Here is a 24,392-nt window from a genome sequence, read left to right as displayed (position 1 = left end):
TTTTAAAAACATCATGAAAAAAAATTATCTTATTTTTTTATTGCTCTTATGTATGCAAAATATTTTTGCACAGTATAAGATGCCGGTGGCTTTTGTAAGCTCTTTGCAACCAGCTCAATCCGGACAGGAAGCGGGAAGGGCTATTGATAATAATGTAAATACGTTGTATCATTCTCAGTACAACCTAACGACAGCAATGCCGGATCAATTAAGTTTTACTTTCTCAAATCGTGTAAAAAGTGTGAATAGGTTGGTATATAAGCCAAGACCAAGCGGACCAAACGGAATTTGGACAAGTGTGAAGATTTCATATTCCACACAATCCAACCCCACAGCTTTTACAGATGCAACAGGCGTTATAACTTGGGCGGCAAATAATACTGCTAAAACCATTGATTTGGCGACTGCAATTATAAAACCTGCAGTCATTAAAGTTGATGTTTACACGGCTCAAAATAACTTTTCCAGTTGTGCCGAAATGGAATTTTATTCCAACGAGCAAATAGACCCGATACAATCTGAATGTACTCTTGCAACCAATGAGTTTGCAGCCTATACAGATATTCCGGTTTTACCGCAAACTGCAGGATCTTCGGCTTCAAGTTTCCAACCGGGAGAAGATATAAACATGTCTTTCGATGGCGATGTAAGTACGTTGTACCACAGCGATTGGAATTCCACTGCTGCTACATTTCCAATTTCTTTAATTTATAAGTTTGATGGACAAACAGTAATAAATTATTTAAGATACACTCCAAGACAGGATGGTGGACCAAATGGACTTTTCGGAAATGTGAAAATAAGTTATAATACAGTTTCAAATTCAAATTATATTGATATTTCAACTCAGAATTTTGGACAGACAAACACCATAAAAACAGTAATTTTTCCAACAGCAATTACCCCATTAAATATTAAATTTGAGGTTCTTGATGGTAAAAACGATTTTGCAAGCTGCGCTGAAATGGAATTTTTCCAGACAAATCCAAATAGCTTTAATCTTTCTGCATATTCAAATATTTTTGCTGATTCTATTTTTAGCACTTTAAAGCCTTCGGTAACACAACAAGATATCGATGCTATTACTTCTCCTTTTGTTAAAGGTTTAGCACAATGTTTATTTAATAATACCTATAATAAGAAATATCGAGTTCAGACTTTTTCATCTTATAAAACGCTTGAATCCATCAATGCACAATATAAGATAGGAAATTATAACAATTACGAAAACCCGACAGGAATTGCATTTCAGAACAATACCACGGCAATTGTATTTGCTAAAGATATCACAGCAGCGAATAAAGTTTACTTAAAAATAAGAGATTTCGCAACTGAAGGAACATCTCCTGAAAAATCGTATGAACTGCAAAATGGAATCAATATTCTGAAAATTACTAATGCAGGATTGGGATATATTTCCTATTACTCTGATGATGTAAATGCGGCACCAATTTCTGTTAATATTACTGCAGGAATTGTAAACGGAATTTATAAAAATGGTACACCTTCATCAGAATGGACAGATATGTTGACTAATGATGTTTATTCAAAAATTGATATCGAAGGATATTATGCGAAATTAGTAATGGATAAAGTCGCGGTGAGCAGTTTCCATTTCACAAATCCTCAGCCTTTAATTGATAAATATGATGCCATTACCAAATCTGAGAGAGAAATGATGGGCTTCTTTAAATTCAATAAAAACATTAAAAACAGACAATTGGTGTATACAGAATCTACTGGTGGTTGGTACGCAGGAGGTCTTGGTGTACATTTGGATCTTACTTGGGGACTTTCGAATTCTGCTTCAGCAACGGGTCTTGATATTTGGGGAGTTGGTCATGAATTAGGTCACACTAATCAAATAAGACCAGGATTAAGATGGATTGGAACTACAGAAATTACCAATAATTTATACTCATTGTGGGCTTATTATAATTTATATTCTCCAACAGGAAGCAATAGATTTACAAGACTAGAAGGAGAAATTGCCGATAAAACAAGTTTTCCTAAAGTTGCCGGAAATAGATTTGGAGAAATTATTATCCAAACTCAGATAAATGGAAAAAATATTATGGATCAGTTCAGAACGGATTATGTGAATCCGTTGGATGCTAATTTCAGAAGTTTGATCCCTTTCTGGCAGCTGGAATTGTATTATCAATTGGCAGGTGCATCAAAAGGCGCTCCAACATTGGCTTTCGATGCAGATATGTCTGATGAAAGTACACAAACTCCTCCGAATCCTGTGACTGGCGTAGATTATGCACACTGGTTTGCAACCGTAGCAGAAAAGGTTAGAAATACCAATGAATCTCAGCTTACAAATGGACAATTGGTGATGAATTTTGTTAAAAATACTTGCGATGCCGTTCAGGAAGATCTTACAGATTTCTTTACCAATACAGGTTTCTTAAGACCTATTAATGGTAATATAAATGATTATGGAGTGGGGCAAATAAACATTACACAAAGTATGATTGATGATGTAAAAGCTTATGTTTTATCTAAGGGATATGCAAAACCAGTTTCTCCAGTGATCAATTATCTTTCCGCAAACAGTGTAAATTCATTTAAAAACCTTCTTCCGGTAACGGGTGTGACAGGGGTTGGCGCACAGGTAACTACAAATGCTCAAGGGCAATTTTTATTGGTCAATAATCCTCAATGGGCAAATGCTGTAGCATTTGAAACTTATGATGCAAACAATCAGTTAATCAGTGTTTCGATTGTGGGAACAGGTGATACAACATTGGCAAAAACGTATGTCGATTTCCCTTCAAATGCACAAAAAGTATATGCTGTTGGTTATAACGGACAGAAAATTTTGGTTTATCCGGCAACAACTTTGGGTGTAAATGATGTTAATGAGAAAAATAATGGTTTTACAATTTCGCCAAATCCATTAAAAAGCGGACAAAAATTAACCATTAATATCAAAAACTTAAAAGGCAATGTAAATGCAGAAATTCATGATATGAACGGAAGATTGCTAATCTCTGCAAAAGGAGATCTAAGTGAAATTAATAAACAGATAAATGATAAAGTTTCTGGTTTGAAAACGGGAGTATATGTTGTTTCAATAAAAGATGGAGCAAATAAGTATCAATCAAAAATAATTAAAGAATAAAGTTTTCATCAATCAAATTATAATTTGGATTCCCCGAGCGCAAGTGAGGGGAATTTTTGTTTTGAATCTATTTTTCAATTTCCTTTAAAAAATATTCTAAATCTTTCTGACGGATTTTTGAATAACCTTCTTCTTTAATACTTTTCAACTGAGCATTCGAAGATTGAGATCTATTTTTCTTTAACAATAATGAGTCTCTTATTGAAATAATCTCTTTTGCAGAATATAACTCACTTTTCAAATAATAGGCGATATCTTCTCTTTTACCAACACAGCCTTCCCTATATTTCATTTGTAAAAGATTGTCGGAATAATATTTATAAATTTCAATAAACCGTTTGTCATTTCTTTTTAATAATTCCTTGCTTGAATATAATTTTAAAGCATTACTTCCATTTTTAGCAAAATAATAAAGCTCATTATTTGTTGCAGTTTTAGATAGCTTTTTAAAAGAATTATAAATTTTACTTTCTTCGCCGTCAATTCCTATATGTGAAGATTCTGCAAAGGAAATAGTGTCTAAAGGTTTTGCTAATGTTCTTACTTTATTTGAAAGTTGCGCATTCAAAATACAGGTTTGACTCAATAATATAAAAACAAATTTAAGTTTCATAGAATAGTTTTTAAAAGAAAATTTCCTTCCAAATAAAACAAAAAAATAACTACATTCGTATAATTTTAAACCAAAAAAACAAAATCAAATGAAGTTTTCTAAAATATTGATGATTCTGGGATTATTCCTGTTTCAATTAAATTTCGCTCAGGAAAAAGCAGACGTTGTTTTAAGCAAAGCACTTAATGAAGCCAAAGCAAAAAACAAAAATGTACTTCTTATTTTTCACGCTTCATGGTGCAAATGGTGTCACGTGATGGAAAAAAATATGAATCTTTCCGAAACAAAACCAATTTTTGATAAGAAATTTGTCACAGCATATCTTGATGTTCAGGAAATGAAGGAAAAGAAAAACCTTGAAAACCCTGGTGGTCAGGAATTAATGAATAAGTACAAAGGCGAAAATGCAGGACTCCCATTCTGGCTGGTTCTGAATCCGAAAGGTGAGGTTCTTGCAGATTCTTTTGATTCTAAAGGTGATAATTTAGGTTGTCCTTCAACTGTGGATGAAGTCAATATTTTTACTGCTAAATTGGAAAAATCTTCCAGGATGAATAAAAAAGAGCTGGAAACGATACAAAAGGTTTTCACAAAGAAAAATTAATAGAAAACTCCCCAAACAATATGTTCGGGGAGTTTTATTTTTAAATTAATTCTTATTTACCAAAGAATATCTTATCCTGTTTTCGCTGATCGTTGTAGATCACCTGAAAATTCACAGGCATATACTGATAAAGCAGCTTCCAGTGCTGGATTTTCGTGTGTTTTTTAAAACTTTCGAACGATCTCACAAAAATATTTTCGATCATGTCTTTCACATAAGTATCTCCACCTTTATGGATCATATCCATCAGCTTGATGTGGTGGGCGATAATATTCACTTTCGATTCCTGCAAAAGATTTTTCAGATAATTTACCGTTGCCTGCATGATTCCTGCAAAGTTGTCCTGTTTAGACAATTGTGTTATTTCATTGCGAAGTGGTGGATAGAAAAATTTTAAATATTCAATAGCTATTTTTTGGTTAATAGTCTGCATTTGTACATTCATCATAATTAATATTTTTCAGAACACCTGTACTGTGGCGAAAACTGTACCAAAGTTTATAAACACGCCGCAAAAATAAATACACCGAGAATTACAGCAATATGTGTTGCCAAAATTTCAATATTGTGTTTGTTGGTCGTGGTTTTGAAGGTTTTCCAATCGGAAATTTTTCTTATTTTAGTTTTCATAAATGATTGATTTTTAATAGGTTTTTATTTTATGAATTTTCTTGAGTTTGTAATGAAATACATGAAAAATGTAATAAATCTATGTACCATGACTGTAAATCTGTCTCGAATAGATCTTATGTAAGTCCTTTGAAATATGACTAAAAATCATTTTTCGATATTCTTCGCTGCAAAAAGCTGTAGAATTGTCCAATGAATAGATGAAAGTATTTTCAATGGCATTTTTTAATAAGTTGTCGCCGTTTCGATATATTTCATCCATCTTTTTTAAACTTTTAAATAAAATATTTCTATCGTTTTGTCGGATCAAATTTTTAATTCGACAAGTGAAAGTCTGGATGATACTGTAAGAATTTAGGGTCTTATTTTCCTTCAAATCATTCTGGATATCGGGAATTATGTCTGTAATTTCCTGAGCAGCTTCTAAATAGTTCATATTTTAAATAATTTTGGTTTACAATTTTTGGAAAAAGAACCATATTAGCATTAATCCAAAAGCCAATGCCAACATTTTATAGGATTTAAGCCATTTCGGAGTTTCCGGTCCTCTGCTTTTTAATCTTCTCAACTTGTCGATTCTGTTTAATGTTTTTAAGTCCATTTTCTGATGTTTTGAAAATCATAATGCCAAATTGTATTCCTTTAGAAATTATTTTAATGTATTTAATTGAATTTCATTTGATTAATTAATTTTAATTGAAAATTTAATTAAAAAAATCATGTCAAAATGATAAGGTTTTTATCAGAATGAAATACCATTGATTCTCTGAGATTATTAATATCTTTGCAATCCAAAATACGTAAAAGATGTTTTCAAAAATAGTAGTACACAGAGTCGGAAATAAGATCAATGGAGAATCGTTAATGCTTTCTCAGGAGGAGTTGCAGTTGGAAGAAGGAATGGCAGAATTGCTTGAGGATTACTTTTTAGGTTCGTTCAAGTCTGAGGAAACTTTCCATTTTTACAGCGATTCTTATCTGGTGAACAACCCGGTTTACAGCGCTGTGTCCGAAATTTTTGATGATAAAGCTAAATTTCTTTGGGAAGCTGAAAACATTGCAAAACATCTTTTCGAAGCTGCTGAAAATCCAAGAGTTCAGGGCGGAGAATTGTTCATCGTTTATTTCGAAGACGAAAGAGAAGGAACAGAAAGAGTAGATAAAATCGGGATTTTTAAAACTGAAAAAAGAGAATCTTTCCTTAAAATTTCTCCGACTGAAGAAACTTTTGACATCGAAAAAGATCAGGGAATTGGTTTATCTAAAATTGATAAAGCAGCTTTAATTTACAATAACGACAAAGAAACCGGATACGTTCTTTCTGTAGTTGATAATAACAAAAACGGAGATATGTATTATTGGTTTGAGGATTTTTTAAAGGTAAAACAACGTGACGATGAATATTTTCATACACAGGAATCATTAATGGTGTATAAAGATTATATCACGAAACAATTGCCTCAGGAATTTGAAGTTTCTAAAGCAGATCAGGCAGATTTCTTAAATAAATCAATCAATTTCTTTAAAGAGAAGGAAGAATTTAAACTTGATGAGTTTGCGGCTGAAGTTTTAGGTGATGAACATGTAATTGAGAGTTTTAATAATTTTAAAACAGATTACGAGCAGGATATGCAGATCAACATTGCAGAAGAATTCCCAATCAGTGAAGCTGCAGTGAAAAAAACTCAAAGACATTTTAAAAGCATCATTAAATTAGATAAAAACTTCCACATCTATATTCACGGCGATCGTCAGAAAATCGCGACAGGAGAAGATGAAAAAGGAAAATATTATATGTTGTATTTTGATAAGGAAGTTTAAAATATAATACTCAAGCCTTCAAGGTTTTTGAAATCTTGGAGGCTTGATTGAATTTCCTATATTTTTTAATAGTATCCTAAAATCTTCATCCAGAGTCCACCGATTCCCATGTAGATAATCAGCAGGACAATTCCTATTTCTAAACCGCGAAGCCACCACGCTTTCAGATCAACATAACCACTTCCAAAAAATACAGGAGCAGGACCGTGACCGTAATGCGTCAGAACTCCATAAATAGAACCTAAAAATCCAAGCATCATCGCTAATAGCATTGGTGGAATTCCAACCGCAACGCCAACACCCAACAAGGCAGCATACATCGCAGCAACGTGAGCCGTCGCGCTCGCAAAAATATAATGACTGAAAAAGTATACAAGAATAATTACGGGAAAAGCGACTGTCCAAGTCATATGTCCTATTTTAGCTTTAATTAAATCACTAAACCAGCCAATAAATCCTAGTTCGTTCAGGGAACTCGCCATCATTACCAAAACGGCAAACCAGACAATCGTATCCCAAGCTCCTTTTTCGGATTTCACATCTTCCCAAGTTAAAACTGAGGTTAAAAGAAGTAATGTTAAGCCAATAAAAGCCGTTGTTGTCGCATCAATAGATAAAGCTCCACCGAAAATCCAAAGAGCTAATAAAATGAAGAATGCCAATAACATCAACCATTCGTTTTTGGAAATTGGTCCCATTTCTTTTAATTTTTGAGCGGCCATTTTCGGAGCATCGCCGGTTTTCTTTAATTCTGGTGGATATAATTTGTATAAAACTAAAGGAACCACAAAAAACGCTACCAATCCCGGAACAAAACCTGCGGCTGCCCAAGACATCCAGGTGATATTAATTCCCAAATTCGCTGCAAATTTCTGACACATCGGGTTACTCGCTGTTCCTGTCAGAAACATGGATGATGCAATAAGGTTCATGTAATAACTATTTAATGTTAAAAAAGAACCTAATTTTCTATGTGTTTCAGGTTTTTCGGGAACAGAATCAAAACTTATTGCCATCGATTTCATAATGGGGTAAATAATTCCACCACCTCTGGCTGTATTGCTGGGAATTGCGGGAGCCAGACAAACATCTGCTAAACCTAATCCGTAAGCCAAACCTAATGAACTTCTTCCAAAAATTCGGATGAACAAAAAGGCAATGCGGTTTCCTAAACCTGTTTTAATAAATCCTCTCGCGATAAAAAATGAAATCCCGATCAGCCAGATTACTTTATCTCCAAATCCGGAAAGTGCTTTTGTGATTGATTTTCCTGCATCTCCGGGAGCTACAACCTGAGTAAGGGCAGTAAAACCTATTGCCATCATACACATCGTTCCCATAGGTGCGGCTTTTAAGATGATTCCTAAAATGGTAGCTGCAAAAATGGCAAAAAGATGCCACGCATTTTCTGCCACGCCTTCCGGAGCGGGAATAAACCATATGATCAACGCCACGGCAAATGTAATGGCAACAGCTTTGATGTTTATTTCTTTCATAATAATTGGTCTTTAATGATTAAAATCTACTCTGTACCTGAACAATGAATAGATTATTATTGTATTGTGTGGTGTTTGCAATGCTGTGTTTGTATCGATCGAATTGTACTCCCAATTGAATTCTCGCACCGTAATTTTTCAAAAATTCTAAACCAAACATTGGAGTAATGGTCTGTCTTGGATTTGAATTTAATCTGAAATTTGTGTCCAAATATTCATAACGACAAGATAGCTCGAAAGCACTCAGATTTCTGTGATTGATTTCGTATCTTAAATTCGGAAGGAAATAAGCACCGCGAATCAAATATTCATCAGGATTTTCTGGTCTAAGTTCTGGAGCAACTGCAAAATATAAAGGATGATTGGTTGCCTGTTTTGCTTCTAACTGCATATCCAAACTCCATTTTGGATCAAACTGAACAAGCGAACTTAAATCAACTCCGACAGCATACACTTTTTTGCTTAAAACTTCGCCGTAACCACCATTTAAACCAAGATTTAAATTATATTTTTTAATTAAACCAAAAACCAATCGTGATGAATATTGTTTTCCGTTATCGTTATCATTAATTTGATTTTTTCCGTTTCCATTTACTACAGAAAGAGCGTACTGAAAAGGCATTCCACCCAATTCCAATTGTCCGGTTGCGGAAAGTCCGATCTGGAAACTCGTCCAACCCAATTTTCCAAATTCAACATATTGGTTTGACCAGTCTAAAGATTTAATAATATCAATAGGATAAGTTTCTTCAATCCCAAACCATGGTCTGAATTGTCCAACGGTAAAAGCCAATTTCGGATTGAAAGTGTATTTCAGATAAGCATTTTCAAGAACTCTGGATTTGGGATCGTTTTTAAAATCGGCGAGATTGGCAAGAACGACAACTTCCGTTCGTTTGCTAATTTGGGCACGAAGCTGAACCCTCATATATTTGATCATGAAATTGTTATCCGTTCCACTGTTGTCGGTATGATGAAGTCCGTTTACGTCTACATCTTTCGACATTCCGACCAGATATCTGGCTTGGAAAAGACCTTTGATCTGCAAAACAGGATATTTTACATTATCTTCTTTAGATTCGGTTTGAACAGAATCGGGGATCTGTGCGATTGCGTTACAACAAAATAGTATCAGGCAAATCAACAGACTTTTTTGGGTTTCGAAAAAAATCATATGGTTTGTGTTTTGGTGAGCTTATTTTTTTTAATAGTTTATTTTTTACCGCGAAAGAAACAAAAGATGTATGTTGTATTGATGAAAGCTGAATGTTTTCAAAAGCTTTAAAATGAATTGTTTTTTGAAATTTAAGTAATGTTCTTTTGCAATTTTTGTGGCTAAAAAGATTAATTTAATCCTAAAAATTTGAATGGTTTTGATTCTTTAAAATTAGAATTCGCTTTTCCATTATATGTTTGGAAGTTGCTCAAATCCAATTTCATGACTTTTCCTTTCTGGCTTAAATCAAATTCTTTAAGATTTACCCAAAAAGTATTCGGCGTGAATACTGTTTCAAAATAATACACAAGATTTTTCTGATCAGAAACAGAACGCCATCTTGTGGAAGAAATATTGGGTTCGGTTTCAGAAGAAATTCCGTAAGGTACAGAACAATTGCGGATTACACTGAAGACACTTGCAATTGCAGTTCTCGGATCTGGAGTTTGCGGAATCGCGTTGATGTAATACGATGCTCTTACAAAACGATCTGCAGCACGGTTTGTTCCCGGAAGCATTACCGTTCCCGGAATTCCTTTCCAATAATTGTTTAAAGCCAATTGTTCGTTGAAAACAGGGGAATTGGTCATTACCGTATAATCCGGAGAATGGTGAATGATGAGCTTTCCGCCAAGATATTCGAAAACGGCGTTGTCACCGGAAGCATCGGAAAGCGAAAGGTGAACCGTTGTAAATCTTTCCGTTCCAGGAATATAATCGCTTACAATCACAAAGTTTTCTTTTTGAGCTTCCTCCACAGCTTCTTTTACAGTGGCAAAATTATCTAGAAAATATTGCGCCCATAGGGAAATTGCGATCCCTTTCTGTTTACCTTTTGGGTCGAATTTCGGATATTGAGATTCTCCCAACCAAAGAAGATTGGCAACCAGACCTTTTTCATTCATACCATCGGAAGATGCAATATCCCAGGAAGTTGTGACTATGCTTCCGTATTTGGATTTCCACTTTTGGGAAGGAGTGCCGACTTCACCGGTTCTGTCGATTCCTTTTGGGAGAATCCATAGATTAGCTGGGATTTCCTCGCGCCAGTCCATAGAACGAGCTGTAATGATGGTGTTTTCGGGACCTTTGTAAACGACCCGCGTACATGCTTCGGAGGGGTTCCATAATCCTATAGAAAGAATTAATGAAAAGAGAACTAATGGAAACTTTTTCATAATAATATCTTTGATTTGGGTGAAAAAATAATGGTCAAATTATCATTGATAATCCGATAATTTTTAAATGATTTTGGTGGTTTGGTGTTATAAATTTAATAATTTTTGTTTAATTAACATAAATTTTTTAAATTTTAGTATGTATTTCATGTCAAAAATCATGATCTTTATGTTATTCTGAGAAATCCGCAATTTTTTCGCTATATTTTGAATATATTTCAATGAAAGTTTCTAAAAAATAGATGATTTTTAATGTTAAAATCATATTTTTAGTCATGAATTTGTTAGAATTGGCAGTTTTTCAGCACATTAAAGATTTCATACCACAAAGTAATATACATTTAAAAAATTCGTTATCTTTGATATATCAAAGTGTTATATGAATTTTGTAGAGTGTCATGAAGAGCCCATCCATATTCCGGGTTATATACAAAGTTTTGGTTATCTGATTGGCATTGATGCAAATTCTCATTCCATTACTTTTTTTTCCAAGAATATTACGGATATTTTTAATATCGAAAACCCTGAACAGCTTTTCGATAAGAAGATTACGGATTTCCCTGAAAGTCTTAAAAGTATTATCGAGTCGGATATCTACAATTCGCTGGATAAATTTACAAGAAGAGAAAACGAGACCTATTTTGATAAAGTTGTTATCGGAGACAAAGAATATCATTTCTCTGTTTTCAGAAGTAAGGGTAATATTTTTCTTGAATTTGAAAAGGTTATAGCCAATCCCAATAAAAGAATTTCCAATAAGTATGATAATTTTTACATTATTGATGATGAACAGGAAATTTGGGAACAGCTTCTTACAACCCTTTCCAGTATTGTGAATTATGACCGGATGATGGTTTATAAATTCATGATGGACGGCTCCGGAAAAGTAGTTGCCGAGAGAAGAAGCGAAAATATGGAAAGCTATCTCGGACTTCATTATCCGGAATCTGATATTCCGAGACAGGCGAGAGAGCTTTATCTTAAAAAAAGAAAAAGGATTTTCAGTAATGTTTATTCGGAAACCGTTCCTATTTTAAGCAAAACTCACGAAACGATAGATCTTACGTATTCTGCATCTCGCGGAATGTCGCCTATTCATGGGCAATACATTAAAAATTCGGGAGCGTCTTCGAGTTTCAGTGTGTCGATTATTATTGATGATCATCTTTGGGGGCTAGTGACTTGTCAGAATCCTGAACCCAAACATATTGACCTTGAAGATCGCGTACAAGCAGGAATTTTTACCGCTTTGGCTTCGAATGCATATTCTTCATTTAGATCCAAAAATGAATTAAAATATCGATTAGAATTAAACGAAAAATCGTCACAATTAAAATCGGAATTTTTAAAAAATAACAGCTTATTCGATTCTTTAATTCAAAGTAAAAAAGAAATTAATGAGCTTCCTGAGGCGGATGGTTTAGCCATCGTTTCAGAAGAAAATATTGTGACGGAAGGTGTTGTTCCGAGCCGCGACATCATTGAAAATATTATTCACTGGTCGCATGAAAATGTTGAGGACAATATCTACATCAGCCGCAGTTTTTTGAAAGATCACGGGGAAAAACTAAATTTGGATGAAAATGCAGCCGGAATTATCGTTTATTTTATCGATAGAGGCAAAAAAAATATGTTGATATGGTTTCGAAAAGAATTTGACGAACACATCAATTGGGCAGGAAATCCTGAAAAAACAATCGGTGTATTTACTCAGAACGGAGAAGAAAAGCAAATTGTTTCGCCAAGAACTTCATTCCAGATTTTTACGGAAAATATCAAAGGAAATTCAAGACGCTGGAATTCCAGAAACATCGCTGCGCTGCAGTCTGTACGTGATTTGATTCTTGAAACTTCTCATAAAAATTACAATACGATCAAAAGGCTTAATGATGAGCTTAAAAAAGTGAATGAAGAACTCGACAGTTTTTCGTATACGATTTCTCATGATTTGGGAACACCTTTAACGGTGATGAAACTGAATGCTCAAATGCTTTTGAACAGCCTTACAGATGGTTCGGAAAAGAGTAAAAGTAAGATCAATTCCATTATTGAAGAGATTGACAATATGGCTGTAATGATGCATGATGTATTGCAACTGAGCCGTGCAAAACACAGCGAAATTCAGTTGGAAAGCATTAAGACCAATAATACGATTGAGAAGATTTCGGAGAATGCTAAAATTACTTTCAACAGTCCGAAAAGCGAAATCATCATCAAAGAATGTCCGGATGTTTTGGCAGATAAAACGATGCTGCATCAGGTATTTTTAAATATCATTAATAATGCTGTAAAATATTCCTCAAGCCAAGAGAATCCAAAGATTGAAATTCACGGAACGGAGGATGGTGACTGTATCATTTACAAGATTTCGGACAACGGAATCGGAATTCCTGAAGAGGAAAAACATAAGATGTTTAAAATTTTCAACAGGATGGATAATGCGAAAAAATTTAAAGGAAATGGAGTAGGATTGTCCATTGTTCATCGCATTATGAAACGAATTGGTGGAAATGTTGATTATGAAAGCAATAAAGATGGCACTTCTTTCATTTTAAAGTTTAAAAAACCTTAAATTTGGGGAACTTTTAAACCCCTTGTTATGGTATCTGAATATCTTAAACAAAATACGGCAGAATATCACGATGCTGCTGAAAAGCTTTTCAACTCAGAAAAAATTTTCAACAAAACTTTTACACTTGAAGATTATAAAAAAATAATTGGTACTAATTATTTGATGCTTCTTCATTCGGAAGATAAAATCTTTAATCAACTTTCCGATAAGTTTTCTGAAAAGCTTCAATTGGGAGACAGAAAGAAACTTCCTTTAATTGAAAGAGATCTGGCAAGTTTGGCATTAGAAAGTCAATCGATTTCACACGAACTGGATTTTACTAACGAAAACGAAGCTTTGGGAGCAATGTACGTGATTGAAGGTTCTACTTTGGGTGGAAATGTGATCGCCAAACAGCTTTCTAAAACGGAAGGTTTTGATGATGTAACATTCAATTTCTTTGGCTGTTATCATGAAAATACCGGTCCGATGTGGAAAAATTTCAAAGAAGTTCTTGATACGGAAGTTGCGGAAGAAAATTACGCTGAGGTTTTATCCGGAGCTAAAAAATTATACATGTTTTTACTGAACGTAAACTAATTTATATCATACTTAATTAAATTCCTGAAAGATTGCTCAATTTTTCAGGAATTCTTAAATTTGGACGTTTTCAATTTTAAACTAAACTTAAAAACAATAAATAATTTAAATAAATCAAAATGAAAGTAACTGTAGTAGGTGCAGGCGCTGTAGGAGCAAGCTGTGCAGAATACATCGCTATGAAAAACTTCTGTTCAGAAGTAGTTTTAGTAGACATTAAAGAAGGATTTGCTGAAGGTAAAGCAATGGATTTGATGCAGACGGCATCTCTAAACGGATTCGATACGAAAATTACCGGAACAACAGGAGATTACAGCAAAACTGCAGGTTCTCATGTAGCGGTCATTACTTCAGGAATTCCAAGAAAACCGGGAATGACGAGAGAAGAACTGATCGGAATCAATGCGGGAATCGTAAAAGATGTTACTGAAAATTTAGTAAAACATTCTCCCGAAGTAATCATCATCGTGGTTTCTAACCCAATGGATACAATGGCTTACCTTGTACACAAAACTTCAGGTCTTCCTAAGCACAAAATCATCGGAATGGGTGGTGCTTTGGATTCTGCACGGTTCAAATACAGATTGGCTGAGGCTTTGGAAGCTCCAATTTCTGACGTTGACGGTATGGTAATCGCTGCTCACAGTGACACAGGTATGCTTCCTCTATTAAGCAAAGCAACAAGAAATGGTGTTCCTGTAACTGAATTCCTTGATGCTGAGCAACAGAAATATGTAATCGAAGAAACTAAAGTAGGTGGTGCAACGCTTACTAAATTATTAGGAACTTCTGCTTGGTATGCTCCAGGTGCAGCTGTTTCTGTAATGGTTCAGGCGATTGCTTGCGATCAAAAGAAAATGATTCCTTGTTCTCTAATGCTTGAAGGTGAATACGGACAAAACGATATCTGCCTAGGTGTTCCTGCTATCATCGGAGCAAATGGTGTAGAGAAAATTGTAAACGTAACGCTTACTGCTGAAGAGCAATTGAAATTCGCTGAAGCTGCTAATGCTGTGAGAGAAGTGAATGGAGATTTGAAGTTTTAATTAGACTTTATATAGCTATATATAGATGCCGCGCCTGTGAAGGCGCGGTTTTTTTAGTTTTAATTATTTTTTATTGTTCCGAATTGTTTGAAGAATTTTTCTCGTCCTTTTTTATCATAAATATAAGGATCAGCAAAACTTTTTACCCAATCATTTTCAATTTCTGATATACTTTTACCGACAAATTTTTCTAATTCAAATTTCGTAATATCAATTTGATAAACCTTATTTTCGAATGGTAATATTATTTTTACTTCATTAATAAAGTCAAGTTTTTTCATTAATCTTGCAGGACTACTAACAAGCATTTTTTGAATAGCATTACCAGTTGACCAATATGATTTTAAATCATTTTCCGTCAAGCTAGACTGAGGATTTAGATCTTTATATTCTTTGTAACTTTTAACATAAGTAATGACAGCTTTAGTAATGACAGCTTTTCCATTTTCTAATTCAATTGTTTTAATTGAGCCTCCTCCACTTAATCTGGATGCTTCTGTTTTTAATTGTTCAAGATTTGTCTGAACCTCAGATTTAGCTTCTATTGGTTTGGGTTCGGTCTGTTGTAAACTATCTGTATCAATTATATTTTTATTTGTGATTGGAATTGATTTTTTATTATCAGTACAATTAAATAATGCGTATAAAGCGATGATTGCGAAAAATTTCTTAATGGTCATATTCTTAGTTTTTGGATTTAATAATTGTTTTATTTTTTTCTTAAAGCATTTTTAATTATTAAAATAATTATCATTGCAATTACTGTAAATAAAGCTGTTGCCCACGTTGGTGTGCGAGCTTGTTCAAGTAGTACTATCATGATCAATATTATTGAGATTTCATTAATATATAACATAATGCCGCTATCTCTGATATTTGCATATTGTCAGCATAATTATTATTGTGCGTTCCTTCATCAATGCATGCTTTTAAATTAATTGCATCAACTTTCATTTCATTGAGCGATGTATATTTTTGATGATCTGCGTCCTTTATATTAGCCATAAAATCTGCGCACGTAGCAAGTTTATTTTCGTCTGATGCAGTTTTCCACTCTGTAATTGTTTTTTTATGTAATGTTCCATTTTTCATCCACTCCAATTCTGGATCATTTTTTTGATTGCACGAAATTGAAAACAGTATTAAAGGAATTAAGTATACAATTTTTTTCATATCAATTGATGTTAATTGTTTGTGCTAAACTTTCCCACTCATTTTTTTCGTAATAATCAAGTTTACTATATCCGTTGATATTATTAATTTTATAAACAGCTTTTATATTTTTCAAATCACTTTCTTCCATAAATAATCCGGTAAGTGGATTATTGGGAAATCTTGCGCTACCTGGCTGTTTAAAGAAAACTAAAATTTGGAAATATCCATTAGAATAATTTGGTTTTACTGTTGAGCAATATTCTTTTAACTGATCTAAATTAATACCCTTATCAACTTCAAAAAGAGTCATTTGGTTAAAATTTCCATCAAGCTCCCTTATTTCTTGCTTACTGTCAATCAATTTAATAATACTATTATTATAGGCGGGTTCTGAATCTGTTGGAGATTCAATAGTACGGTTTGTTTCTTCTAAATCCAGAATTGTAATGCTGTCAATGTCTGTATTTTTTATGGATTCTTCTTTTTTATCGTTACCATTACTGCAACTCAAAAAAATTGCAAAAGCTGCACAGGAAATAAGAGAAAGTTTTATGTTCATGATGAATAGTTTGTAATATTCCAAAGCTAAAGAAACCTGTAGCTTTATCATTACGGTAAACCGTAATTGAAACCTCTATTCAATCTTAAAACATTTTCGAATATTTTTCCGTTTTTCAAGCAGTGATGGCCTCTTCTGAAGTCTTAATCCCCCTCCCCCTTTTTTTCCGGAGGGTAAATCCCTCTCTTCAAGGGGCTGCATGTACTTATCAAACGGGCTGCAGACCGTTTATGAAGGGTTTGCTGACGGTTGTAAAGGTGGTTGGAGGGAGTTATCAAACGGGGATTCAGCTGGTTTTAAAATGATTACAGGTGTTTTTGTGACTTTTTGTAGAGTTTTGTAATTAATAATACTCCTTAACTCCGGGGTCAGATTGTCCTGCAACTATTTTACCATCCATAGTATAAATTCCTCCATTTACACTGAAATAAACATCGTTGGCGAAATTAATCCTCCCTTTTTTCGGACCGAAAATAGTTTTCCCTGAGCGAATATCCAGAATAGTACCGATGTAATCTCTTCTTTTATCTTCGTCTTTTCCTTCGTAGATCGTTGCGCTGACAAATTCATTTTTATAGGTTCGGGAATTGGTTTTTTCCAGATCATCATATTTGAAAGGAATGATCATTTTACCAAGTTCAAAATCGTATAATCCCATCTTTTGGGTCTTGGCTGATTTTAAAATAACAGCCTTTTCAAAAATTCCGGATGGATAATATACATTGAATAATTCCGGATACAAAAATCGTTTATCAATCGAGATTGGTTCAGATACAAGAATTTTTCCGTCCTGATCAGAGAAATAATACTGATTATTATTTTTTACGATAGAGTAGTGTTTATCATTGGAAGTTGTCACAAAAAGTGCATCTTCATAAACTGGAGCCAGCAATTCTTTTTCATGATAATCTACGAATCCCGTTTTCCCATTTTCTACGTAACTGAAAATATTAATGCCTAGTTTTGGATGATATTGTTTAAGGGCATACTTTCTTTCCGTATGCTCAAATATATTGAATAAATTGGGAGAAGTGAAGCTCTGGATTAGCAGGTAATAATTCTTTCCATTCTGTGTTGCGCTTAAAGTTTGGTTGTCGTAAACCTGTATATCTTCATACTCCGCAGGCAGAATGTAGTTGAAATTCTTATTCATCAAACCATACTTACCGTCTTTTTTTACTCGGAAAATAGGATCATCCACAAAATCAAAATAGTAAGCCTTAATATCTTCATATTCATAGTTCAGAATGCATTGGTAGTTCTCATCAATCAAACCCATTTTCCCATTTAAAGTAGCTTGAAAATAATTTCCCTTTAAGTATTTTATAGAATCAAAAAGTGCAGGATAAGAAGCTTTGATGTCTTCCTTGCCATTGGAGTCATAGCTTATTTTCATTCCGTATTTATCGTCTGTTTTTGTAAATTTGTAGAGTTCTAAAGGGTATGCAGGTGATTTTTTGAGGGCATAGATTGATCTGCTTCCGTACTCCATGATATTAATATCAAGATCTTTGAAAAAACTTGTGACGGTTTTCTTCTTTTTAATTTCAGTTTTCTTTTCGGTATCTTTATTAGCTTGGTAAAAATTCTTTCTGTCATCCTGAATGAAGTTTTCCGCCTGCTTATAGACTTCCATAGAATCTGCCGCAAAAATATTTCGTTTAAAATACTGTTGGTTTTTATAAGTGTAATAAACATCTCCTTCATATGCACCCATAGGAATTAAATCGTAAACGGTTCTTTGTATAAGCCTGTCATTAAGGTTAATAAATCCCCATGAATAGCCGTTTCGTAGAAACAGCAGATTTCTTTTGTCATCAACATTATTTCCATTCCAATTGTAAAATTCATCATATTCGGCATTGAGGATTGGTTGGGCTTTGTAATTCATTAAGCCTATTTTGCCTTCTTTTTCGAACATCAAAGTATTATTTCGTACAATTGCAGAACCATAATTAAAAAGGGAAACAGGATAATCGAACAGAATATTTATTTTTTTTCCGTTTGCAATTCCGTTTCCGAATTCGTCAATATCTTCTAAAATTGGTTCCTTATAAATGCTGTTATCATCAACACAATAGATGCCGATTTTTCCGTTTCTTTTAAAAGGAATATAATGTTTCGATTCTTTGTATTGGCTTAAAGGATTTTTAGCAGATTCATAATTATTGATGATCTTATCAATGTTTCCGTTCTCGAAATAAACTTCTTCGAATTCATTAATATATTGTAAACCAGATTCATTAGATAGCGCATAAAGTTTTACGGATGAATTATTTTTAACTTTAATAAGTTGAATATTCGATTTATTGAATGCTCTTCTGTTGAAAAATATTTCCTGAAGGCTCGCCTCAAAATTGCTGAGCAAAGCAGCCTCTATGGAACTGCCCTGAGCAAGCACTTTCAATGTTTTTTTCTCAATAAGACGAACGTCACTTGTGGTTTTATAGGCTAAAAAATAATCGTCGGAATAGTCGAGATCTACGAATTCAAAATAATCTTTAAGCAATAAATTAAGATCAACATCATAAAGGCTGTGCCTGAAATCTAAACCTACAACACCGATAAAATCTCTCATATGCTGCCCGATGTTGTGGTATGCTAAAGGGAGAAGAATTTTTCCATTGATATCTACAATCCCGGATTTTCCGTTTTTTCTCAGCAGGATAAGATCTTTTTTAAGACTTAAAGCACCAACTTTATCATAAATAGGAGGAATAATATACCTTTTTTCATTAGCACTGTAAATTCCCATTGTGGAAATTATACCTTTCTCAAAGGTAACTCTTTCGATGCAGTGATCAAGATTAAGAATTGCTTTTTGGGTAAAATCATAAGCAAGAATACTTTTCAGATGGGTTTTATATTGCCAAATGTCACTTTTTGTTTTTTCGTCGTCAGGATAGTTTTCCAAAAAACATAGAGCATTTCGTATATCGCCAATTTCGTAATATTGGAGTGATTGTTTTTTCAACGAATCAATATTCTGAGCGCACAAAAACTGATGGAAGAATATAATTAATAAAAGTAGATTTTTTTTCACCACAATATTTTTTATTACAAACGAAAGTACAAAAAATAGAATGATCGCCCACAACTAGAGTTTATTGTTTAAAAGAAGTTGATTGCGTTGTAGTTTTTTCAACGTAAATAATTCACAACCAACTCCTCTTGATTCTAAAACAATTTTTATATCGCGATGTTCTTGTTCTATTTTATTGCTTCCATAATCATGGACATAGGCTTTGGTATCATTTCCTGAAAAATATATATTTAAATATAAAACAAAACACACCGAAGTACGTTTCAATATCATAAAAAATGAATTCTAAACCTTCAACCTCCCAACCTCCGAAGGCGAAACCCCAAACTCCTTTTTAAAAACAAAAGAAAAGTGGGAGAGATCCTCAAAACCAAGATCGATATAAATGTCTGTAGGTTTTTTATGCTCTTTATTCAACAAGAAATAGGCTTCCTGAAGTCTTCTGTTCATTAACCATTTTCCTGGAGTTGTATTAAAAATTGCTTTAAATTCTCTTTTAAAAGTTGATAAACTTCTACCTGTCAAAAATGCAAAACGCTCCAAACTGATGTTGAATTTATAATTGTGATTCATAAATAATTCCAAATCAATTTTATGAGGAACATTGAAATTGAAAAATATATTTTTAAGATCAGGGTTGTTTTTCATTAAAATCATCAATAATTCTTCTCGTTTGATATCAACAAAAGTATCATCCAATTGTTCAGATCCATTGTAATAAGGTTCTAAGGATTGAATAAAATTATGGATCAATTTATCTTCTTTAATGAATAAAAACGAATCATCATTATCTGTCGGTTCAATTTGATAAGGATGACGTTCCAAAAATTTTTTCAAAAATGCTTCATCAAAAGCGATAATGACTTTCTCAAAATCGCCGTCTTCCTTATATTTTGTATATCGAACCAAATGATTTTTCCGTGCAATACAATAATCGCCGGGTTTCATCGAATAATATTTGTAACCATCATACGAAACCATCGATCCTTTAAGCAAAAGCAAAAAGAAATGCTCTGGGATAAATTGTTCTGGAGATATTTCGGGTCCCAAATGACAGGATTGTATGTTGTTGAATTTCAATTTTTTCTTTTTTTGACGATCTTATTTTGTCTTGAAGCCAAAGAACGAAAAATTCAAGACTTGGAAATTTTCTTAACGCTTAATTTTTCTATGTCGGTTAAAATCAGTTATAAATTTATGACTTTTTCATCAAACTATCTGCACTTGCCAACAACGCTTCTTCACGGCTTCTTGGATTCCAGTTGAGGATAGTTTTTGCTTTTTCGTTGGACATTTCTTTGTAGAATTCTTCGCCAATCGGTTCTAATTTCTGAATATTTTCTGTGTATTGAGGTCTTTCTTTTTTGAACAATTCGGCAACATCGTAGAAGCTCATTACACCTTCTGAAGTTGCGATAAAACGTTCTCCAGCTGCTTTCGGATTCAACATCGCTTTGATATGAATATCCACAACATCTCTAACATCAACAACGCCCATCGTAAAGGTCGGAGTGTAATTTAAAGTTCCGTTCAGAATTCCTGAAACAGCGATATCCAATGAAGCAGAAGTAATTCCGCCAATGGCAGGGCCGAAAATTCCGACAGGATTGATGACTGACAATTCTAAACTATCACCCTCTTTTTCGATGAATTCCCAAGCCGATTTTTCCGCAACCGTTTTCGATTTAATGTAGGCCGGAAGTTCAGCATTCACATCCGTCCAGTCTTCTTCCGTGAAAACATGGTCTTTAATATCTTTGCTGTAACCGACTGCCGCGAAAGAGGAGGTCAAAATCACTCTTTTTACACCTGCATCACGTGACGCTTTCAACACTCGCAAAGCTCCGTCTCTCGCAGGAATGATGAGTTCGTTTTCATCCTTCGGATCTTGTGCGGGGAAAGGTGATGCAACATGAAGAACATAGTCACAATCTTTTACAGCTTCATCCCAATTGTTGTCGTTGGTAAGATCTGCTTCAATGAATGAAAGGTGTGAAAAGTCTGTAATTCCACCTTCTTCTAATGCTTTGATGATAGTGTCTTTCTTCGACAATGAACGAAGTGTTGTTTTTACTTCATATCCTTGCTGTAATAATTGCAGAACGGTATGAACTCCCAAAAATCCTGTTCCTCCCGTTACCAAAACTGTTGTTTTTGTCTGTACGTTTTCCATTTTATTTAAATTTTACAGTACAAAGTTGGGGATTATTTGAGTTGGGGATTTTGTTGTGGGGTTCAAGTTTTGTTTGTTGTGGAGGTCAGTTATTAGTCGTCAATTCCAGATAGTTTATTTAAAATCCAATCATATTCAAAATTTATTTTAGAAGTCTTAATTACATTTTTTTGTATCTCATTAATAACAAAAACAAGACCTTGTATATCAGAATTGGTTTTACTTGGAATGTATGTGCCTTCTACAAAGTTTTGAAGTTTCCTTGTTTGTGCATTTTTAAATTTTAAACCAAATCTAACTCTTGTTATTATGTATTTTCCAGCAACATGGATAATGTCAGGTCGCCTATTCATTGGTATATCTGGGTTGTCAAGATAAAATTGATTTATATGTAATAGAATGGTTTCTACTTCTAATCCATCATTAGAGTATATTATCTTTAGTGGACAGTTATCATAATCAAGAATTTGTACTGTAAAACTTAGTCTATCACCTAAATCTTCCATTGGTGGAATTGAGGAAATGTTATTAAGCGAATCAATTAATTCTTTTTTATCTAATTTTGACTTTACAGAAGCAACTGCCAATGTTCCTTCTATTGGGCTAAATGATTTACCATTAGAATCTTTATTGTCTAGATTAAATTGTGGTGTTGTATCATTTGTAACAATAATATCCAATTGTTTAGATTCATTGCCGTTTCTATCAAATAAAAATCCACCGAAAAAAATATTGCATTTAGATGGAGCATGTGTTTTAATAAATTCGGCATATATTTTTTCTCTCGAAATTCCTCTATCAGTTGAGTTAGGAAAAATTGAACTAGCTTCTGCATTTCCTTTTAAAACCTCACCAACTTTTGTGTAATAATCGTTTAAACGTTCAAAAAAATCTTTTGCCATTGTAATTGTTATTTAATCAAATATAATAATCTTTAATTAATTGTTGACAAAAAAATCCCCCACGAAAAACCCGCGAGAGATAAAATATATGGAATCAACTCCTAATCAGGAATGATGAATTTTTAGTTGTTGAAAGTTGCGAAAGCGCCTTCTGTAGCTGCAAAGAAATTATCGTAAATTAAACCTGTGTTTCCTACACGAATTTCGTAAATGTTTTCCTGCAATGCTTTTACAAGATCATTGGCAACATCTGAAGCCGGAATTCCGTTTTCCAAACCGCCAATTTCTGCGGAGAAATCTGTGGCAACTAAAGGTGGCATCAATTCAAAAACTTTGATGTTGGTTTCTTTTGCCAGTTCATATCTCAACAATCTTGTGTGCGAGTGAAGCGCCGCTTTGGAATCCGAATACGTCGGAAGATGCGAACCGGGAACGAATCCTACAATGGAAGAAACATTCACGATGGCTGCTTCGTTTTGTTCTTTTAATAAAGGTAAAAATTTGTCTGTCAATCGAAGAGGCGCGAAGTAATTTGTTGTGAATTCTGCCATTGCTTTGCTATAAATATCTCCGTCTGTTGCAAGATTATACACATAAGCATTTCCTGCATTGTTGATCAGAATATTGATATCTCCGAAAGTAGTTTTTACTTCTTCATACAATTTGTTAACATCACTTTCATTCGTAATATCCGCCTGAATAGTGAAAACATTTTCTAAATCTTTCGCCGCAGCGTCCAGTTTTTCTTTGTTTCTTCCAACGATGATGATTTTATTCGCCGGGCTTAATGCTTTTGCAATTTCTAATCCGATTCCTGAACCTCCGCCAGTAATTAAAATTGTGTTGTTTGTAATGTTCATAATAATTTGTTTTTGTTTGATTTATATTCAATTTAAATATTGTACTATTTGGTACAAAATATGATAAAAAATTTTATTCTAATAGCTTAAGATTCATTTCAATCATTGAACGAAGGATTTCCGGAGAGCTTTCCATTCGTCTTGTGACATGAATTCCATTCCATAAATTGGTTAAATGCCAAGCCAGAATTTCGGTGTCTTCTTGTGTTTTCAATTGTCCGTTTTCCTGCGATTTTTTGATAGATTTAGCGAAAATTTTCTGTAAACCTCTCAACAATTCTGCTGTTATTTTTTTGATATCTTCATCTTTTTCAGATAGCTGAACCAAAGCATTTCCAAGATAACAGCCTCTCTCAATATCACAATCTTCAGCATTGGCAAGCATAAAAAAAAACTGTCTGATAAACTCAATCTGATCTTCTGAATTTTCAATTGCCAATGCAATTTTTTTATTGAAATTTTCAGCAAACTGTTTTATTGATCGGACATATAATTCCTGTTTTCCACCTTTAAAAGCCAGATAAAAACTACCTTTTCCAATTCCCATGGCTTCCAACAATTCATCTGCAGAAGCTGTGTCGTAGCCTTTATTTCTAAAGACTTCGGTCGCTTTTTGGATCGCTTCCTGCTCGTCGAATATTTTTGGTCTTCCTGCCATTTTTTTATTTTGATGAGACAAAGATATATAATTGTACTGATTGGTACAAAATAAAATTTCAAATATCATTTATAGTTTTTGTCGATAAAGTTTTTGACTTGTTTGTTATTTGCGAAGGCACAAAATTTTATTTAATTTTTTCTCAAAGCTGCAAGGA

23 protein-coding genes are annotated in these 24,392 nt (G+C 33.6%); 6 read left to right on the top strand and 17 right to left on the bottom strand.

The window, feature by feature from the left end:
* The first annotated feature begins 13 nt into the window (after positions 1–13).
* Positions 14–3,130, top strand: coding sequence for a M60 family metallopeptidase (locus ACKX2A_RS06730; RefSeq protein ID WP_415328553.1), 3,117 nt, complete (start codon positions 14–16; stop codon positions 3,128–3,130).
* 67 nt (positions 3,131–3,197) lie between these two features.
* Here ACKX2A_RS06730 and ACKX2A_RS06725 read toward each other — a convergent pair whose 3' ends face one another.
* Complete coding sequence (locus tag ACKX2A_RS06725) at positions 3,198–3,743, bottom strand: hypothetical protein (RefSeq protein ID WP_415328551.1); 546 nt, start codon at positions 3,741–3,743, stop codon at positions 3,198–3,200.
* An 88-nt stretch (positions 3,744–3,831) separates the two neighbouring features.
* Between ACKX2A_RS06725 and ACKX2A_RS06720 the strand changes: the two genes are divergently transcribed.
* Positions 3,832–4,347 (top strand): thioredoxin family protein, encoded by a 516-nt coding sequence (locus ACKX2A_RS06720; protein ID WP_415328549.1) that lies wholly within the window; start codon positions 3,832–3,834, stop codon positions 4,345–4,347.
* A 52-nt stretch (positions 4,348–4,399) separates the two neighbouring features.
* Here the strand turns inward: ACKX2A_RS06720 and ACKX2A_RS06715 are convergent, their stop codons facing one another.
* The 4 genes from ACKX2A_RS06715 to ACKX2A_RS06700 form a co-directional block, all read right to left on the bottom strand.
* Positions 4,400–4,795: a hypothetical protein gene (locus ACKX2A_RS06715; protein ID WP_415328548.1), complete on the bottom strand. Its 396-nt coding sequence runs from the start codon at positions 4,793–4,795 to the stop codon at positions 4,400–4,402.
* Positions 4,796–4,845: 50 nt separating this feature from the next.
* Complete coding sequence (locus ACKX2A_RS06710) at positions 4,846–4,977, bottom strand: hypothetical protein (RefSeq protein WP_415328546.1); 132 nt, start codon at positions 4,975–4,977, stop codon at positions 4,846–4,848.
* Positions 4,978–5,056: 79 nt separating this feature from the next.
* The gene (locus ACKX2A_RS06705; protein ID WP_415328544.1) at positions 5,057–5,413 is read right to left on the bottom strand and encodes a hypothetical protein; all 357 of its coding nucleotides are present in this window, start codon (positions 5,411–5,413) and stop codon (positions 5,057–5,059) included.
* Positions 5,414–5,431: 18 nt separating this feature from the next.
* Entirely contained in the window at positions 5,432–5,578 is a 147-nt protein-coding gene (locus ACKX2A_RS06700) for a hypothetical protein (protein WP_415328542.1), read from the bottom strand.
* A gap of 206 nt (positions 5,579–5,784) precedes the next feature.
* Here ACKX2A_RS06700 and ACKX2A_RS06695 point away from each other — a divergent pair, with 206 nt between their 5' ends.
* Entirely contained in the window at positions 5,785–6,798 is a 1,014-nt protein-coding gene (locus ACKX2A_RS06695; protein WP_415328540.1) for a nucleoid-associated protein, read from the top strand.
* A 65-nt stretch (positions 6,799–6,863) separates the two neighbouring features.
* On the opposite strand, the gene ACKX2A_RS06690 is transcribed toward ACKX2A_RS06695, so the two are convergent.
* From ACKX2A_RS06690 to ACKX2A_RS06680, 3 genes are all read right to left on the bottom strand, one after another.
* Entirely contained in the window at positions 6,864–8,294 is a 1,431-nt protein-coding gene (locus ACKX2A_RS06690) for an anion permease (protein ID WP_415328538.1), read from the bottom strand.
* A 19-nt stretch (positions 8,295–8,313) separates the two neighbouring features.
* Positions 8,314–9,468 (bottom strand): porin, encoded by a 1,155-nt coding sequence (locus ACKX2A_RS06685; protein WP_415328536.1) that lies wholly within the window; start codon positions 9,466–9,468, stop codon positions 8,314–8,316.
* A 170-nt stretch (positions 9,469–9,638) separates the two neighbouring features.
* Complete coding sequence (locus ACKX2A_RS06680; RefSeq protein ID WP_415328535.1) at positions 9,639–10,688, bottom strand: linear amide C-N hydrolase; 1,050 nt, start codon at positions 10,686–10,688, stop codon at positions 9,639–9,641.
* A gap of 379 nt (positions 10,689–11,067) precedes the next feature.
* Between ACKX2A_RS06680 and ACKX2A_RS06675 the strand changes: the two genes are divergently transcribed.
* From ACKX2A_RS06675 to ACKX2A_RS06665, 3 genes are all read left to right on the top strand, one after another.
* Complete coding sequence (locus ACKX2A_RS06675; RefSeq protein ID WP_415328533.1) at positions 11,068–13,260, top strand: ATP-binding protein; 2,193 nt, start codon at positions 11,068–11,070, stop codon at positions 13,258–13,260.
* A 27-nt stretch (positions 13,261–13,287) separates the two neighbouring features.
* Positions 13,288–13,839 (top strand): biliverdin-producing heme oxygenase, encoded by a 552-nt coding sequence (locus tag ACKX2A_RS06670; protein WP_415328531.1) that lies wholly within the window; start codon positions 13,288–13,290, stop codon positions 13,837–13,839.
* 119 nt (positions 13,840–13,958) lie between these two features.
* Complete coding sequence (locus ACKX2A_RS06665; protein ID WP_346984417.1) at positions 13,959–14,885, top strand: malate dehydrogenase; 927 nt, start codon at positions 13,959–13,961, stop codon at positions 14,883–14,885.
* A 59-nt stretch (positions 14,886–14,944) separates the two neighbouring features.
* Here the strand turns inward: ACKX2A_RS06665 and ACKX2A_RS06660 are convergent, their stop codons facing one another.
* The 9 genes from ACKX2A_RS06660 to ACKX2A_RS06620 form a co-directional block, all read right to left on the bottom strand.
* Positions 14,945–15,565, bottom strand: coding sequence for a hypothetical protein (locus ACKX2A_RS06660; RefSeq protein WP_415328529.1), 621 nt, complete (start codon positions 15,563–15,565; stop codon positions 14,945–14,947).
* A gap of 148 nt (positions 15,566–15,713) precedes the next feature.
* Complete coding sequence (locus tag ACKX2A_RS06655) at positions 15,714–16,058, bottom strand: hypothetical protein (protein ID WP_415328527.1); 345 nt, start codon at positions 16,056–16,058, stop codon at positions 15,714–15,716.
* A gap of 1 nt (position 16,059) precedes the next feature.
* On the bottom strand, positions 16,060–16,599 hold the full coding sequence (locus tag ACKX2A_RS06650; protein ID WP_415328525.1) for a hypothetical protein: 540 nt from the start codon (positions 16,597–16,599) through the stop codon (positions 16,060–16,062).
* A gap of 343 nt (positions 16,600–16,942) precedes the next feature.
* Complete coding sequence (locus ACKX2A_RS06645) at positions 16,943–19,642, bottom strand: WG repeat-containing protein (RefSeq protein WP_415328523.1); 2,700 nt, start codon at positions 19,640–19,642, stop codon at positions 16,943–16,945.
* 285 nt (positions 19,643–19,927) lie between these two features.
* Positions 19,928–20,722, bottom strand: coding sequence for a helix-turn-helix transcriptional regulator (locus ACKX2A_RS06640; RefSeq protein WP_415328521.1), 795 nt, complete (start codon positions 20,720–20,722; stop codon positions 19,928–19,930).
* A gap of 115 nt (positions 20,723–20,837) precedes the next feature.
* The gene (locus ACKX2A_RS06635; RefSeq protein ID WP_415328519.1) at positions 20,838–21,815 is read right to left on the bottom strand and encodes an SDR family oxidoreductase; all 978 of its coding nucleotides are present in this window, start codon (positions 21,813–21,815) and stop codon (positions 20,838–20,840) included.
* 92 nt (positions 21,816–21,907) lie between these two features.
* The gene (locus ACKX2A_RS06630) at positions 21,908–22,717 is read right to left on the bottom strand and encodes a DUF6602 domain-containing protein (protein WP_415328518.1); all 810 of its coding nucleotides are present in this window, start codon (positions 22,715–22,717) and stop codon (positions 21,908–21,910) included.
* Positions 22,718–22,839: 122 nt separating this feature from the next.
* Positions 22,840–23,577, bottom strand: a complete 738-nt coding sequence (locus tag ACKX2A_RS06625) for an SDR family oxidoreductase (RefSeq protein WP_415328517.1) — start codon at positions 23,575–23,577, stop codon at positions 22,840–22,842.
* Between the two features lie 73 nt (positions 23,578–23,650).
* Complete coding sequence (locus tag ACKX2A_RS06620; RefSeq protein WP_415328515.1) at positions 23,651–24,304, bottom strand: TetR/AcrR family transcriptional regulator; 654 nt, start codon at positions 24,302–24,304, stop codon at positions 23,651–23,653.
* Between the last annotated feature and the right edge of the window lie 88 nt (positions 24,305–24,392).

Source organism: Chryseobacterium sp. MMS23-Vi53 (assembly GCF_047651245.1).
In the GTDB taxonomy this organism is placed as follows: Bacteria; Bacteroidota; Bacteroidia; order Flavobacteriales; family Weeksellaceae; genus Chryseobacterium.
Note: the sequence above shows the minus strand (reverse complement) of the source record. Positions and strands in the feature narration are given on the sequence as shown.

What these genes read in the sequence shown, in the direction of transcription:
- ACKX2A_RS06730 (WP_415328553.1), top strand. Translation starts at nt 14, where the DNA reads ATGAAAAAAAATTATCTTATTTTTTTATTGCTCTTATGTATGCAAAAT.
- ACKX2A_RS06725 (WP_415328551.1), bottom strand. Translation starts at nt 3,743, where the DNA reads ATGAAACTTAAATTTGTTTTTATATTATTGAGTCAAACCTGTATTTTG.
- ACKX2A_RS06720 (WP_415328549.1), top strand. Translation starts at nt 3,832, where the DNA reads ATGAAGTTTTCTAAAATATTGATGATTCTGGGATTATTCCTGTTTCAA.
- ACKX2A_RS06715 (WP_415328548.1), bottom strand. Translation starts at nt 4,795, where the DNA reads ATGATGAATGTACAAATGCAGACTATTAACCAAAAAATAGCTATTGAA.
- ACKX2A_RS06710 (WP_415328546.1), bottom strand. Translation starts at nt 4,977, where the DNA reads ATGAAAACTAAAATAAGAAAAATTTCCGATTGGAAAACCTTCAAAACC.
- ACKX2A_RS06705 (WP_415328544.1), bottom strand. Translation starts at nt 5,413, where the DNA reads ATGAACTATTTAGAAGCTGCTCAGGAAATTACAGACATAATTCCCGAT.
- ACKX2A_RS06700 (WP_415328542.1), bottom strand. Translation starts at nt 5,578, where the DNA reads ATGGACTTAAAAACATTAAACAGAATCGACAAGTTGAGAAGATTAAAA.
- ACKX2A_RS06695 (WP_415328540.1), top strand. Translation starts at nt 5,785, where the DNA reads ATGTTTTCAAAAATAGTAGTACACAGAGTCGGAAATAAGATCAATGGA.
- ACKX2A_RS06690 (WP_415328538.1), bottom strand. Translation starts at nt 8,294, where the DNA reads ATGAAAGAAATAAACATCAAAGCTGTTGCCATTACATTTGCCGTGGCG.
- ACKX2A_RS06685 (WP_415328536.1), bottom strand. Translation starts at nt 9,468, where the DNA reads ATGATTTTTTTCGAAACCCAAAAAAGTCTGTTGATTTGCCTGATACTA.
- ACKX2A_RS06680 (WP_415328535.1), bottom strand. Translation starts at nt 10,688, where the DNA reads ATGAAAAAGTTTCCATTAGTTCTCTTTTCATTAATTCTTTCTATAGGA.
- ACKX2A_RS06675 (WP_415328533.1), top strand. Translation starts at nt 11,068, where the DNA reads ATGAATTTTGTAGAGTGTCATGAAGAGCCCATCCATATTCCGGGTTAT.
- ACKX2A_RS06670 (WP_415328531.1), top strand. Translation starts at nt 13,288, where the DNA reads ATGGTATCTGAATATCTTAAACAAAATACGGCAGAATATCACGATGCT.
- ACKX2A_RS06665 (WP_346984417.1), top strand. Translation starts at nt 13,959, where the DNA reads ATGAAAGTAACTGTAGTAGGTGCAGGCGCTGTAGGAGCAAGCTGTGCA.
- ACKX2A_RS06660 (WP_415328529.1), bottom strand. Translation starts at nt 15,565, where the DNA reads ATGACCATTAAGAAATTTTTCGCAATCATCGCTTTATACGCATTATTT.
- ACKX2A_RS06655 (WP_415328527.1), bottom strand. Translation starts at nt 16,058, where the DNA reads ATGAAAAAAATTGTATACTTAATTCCTTTAATACTGTTTTCAATTTCG.
- ACKX2A_RS06650 (WP_415328525.1), bottom strand. Translation starts at nt 16,599, where the DNA reads ATGAACATAAAACTTTCTCTTATTTCCTGTGCAGCTTTTGCAATTTTT.
- ACKX2A_RS06635 (WP_415328519.1), bottom strand. Translation starts at nt 21,815, where the DNA reads ATGGAAAACGTACAGACAAAAACAACAGTTTTGGTAACGGGAGGAACA.
- ACKX2A_RS06630 (WP_415328518.1), bottom strand. Translation starts at nt 22,717, where the DNA reads ATGGCAAAAGATTTTTTTGAACGTTTAAACGATTATTACACAAAAGTT.
- ACKX2A_RS06625 (WP_415328517.1), bottom strand. Translation starts at nt 23,577, where the DNA reads ATGAACATTACAAACAACACAATTTTAATTACTGGCGGAGGTTCAGGA.
- ACKX2A_RS06620 (WP_415328515.1), bottom strand. Translation starts at nt 24,304, where the DNA reads ATGATATTTGAAATTTTATTTTGTACCAATCAGTACAATTATATATCT.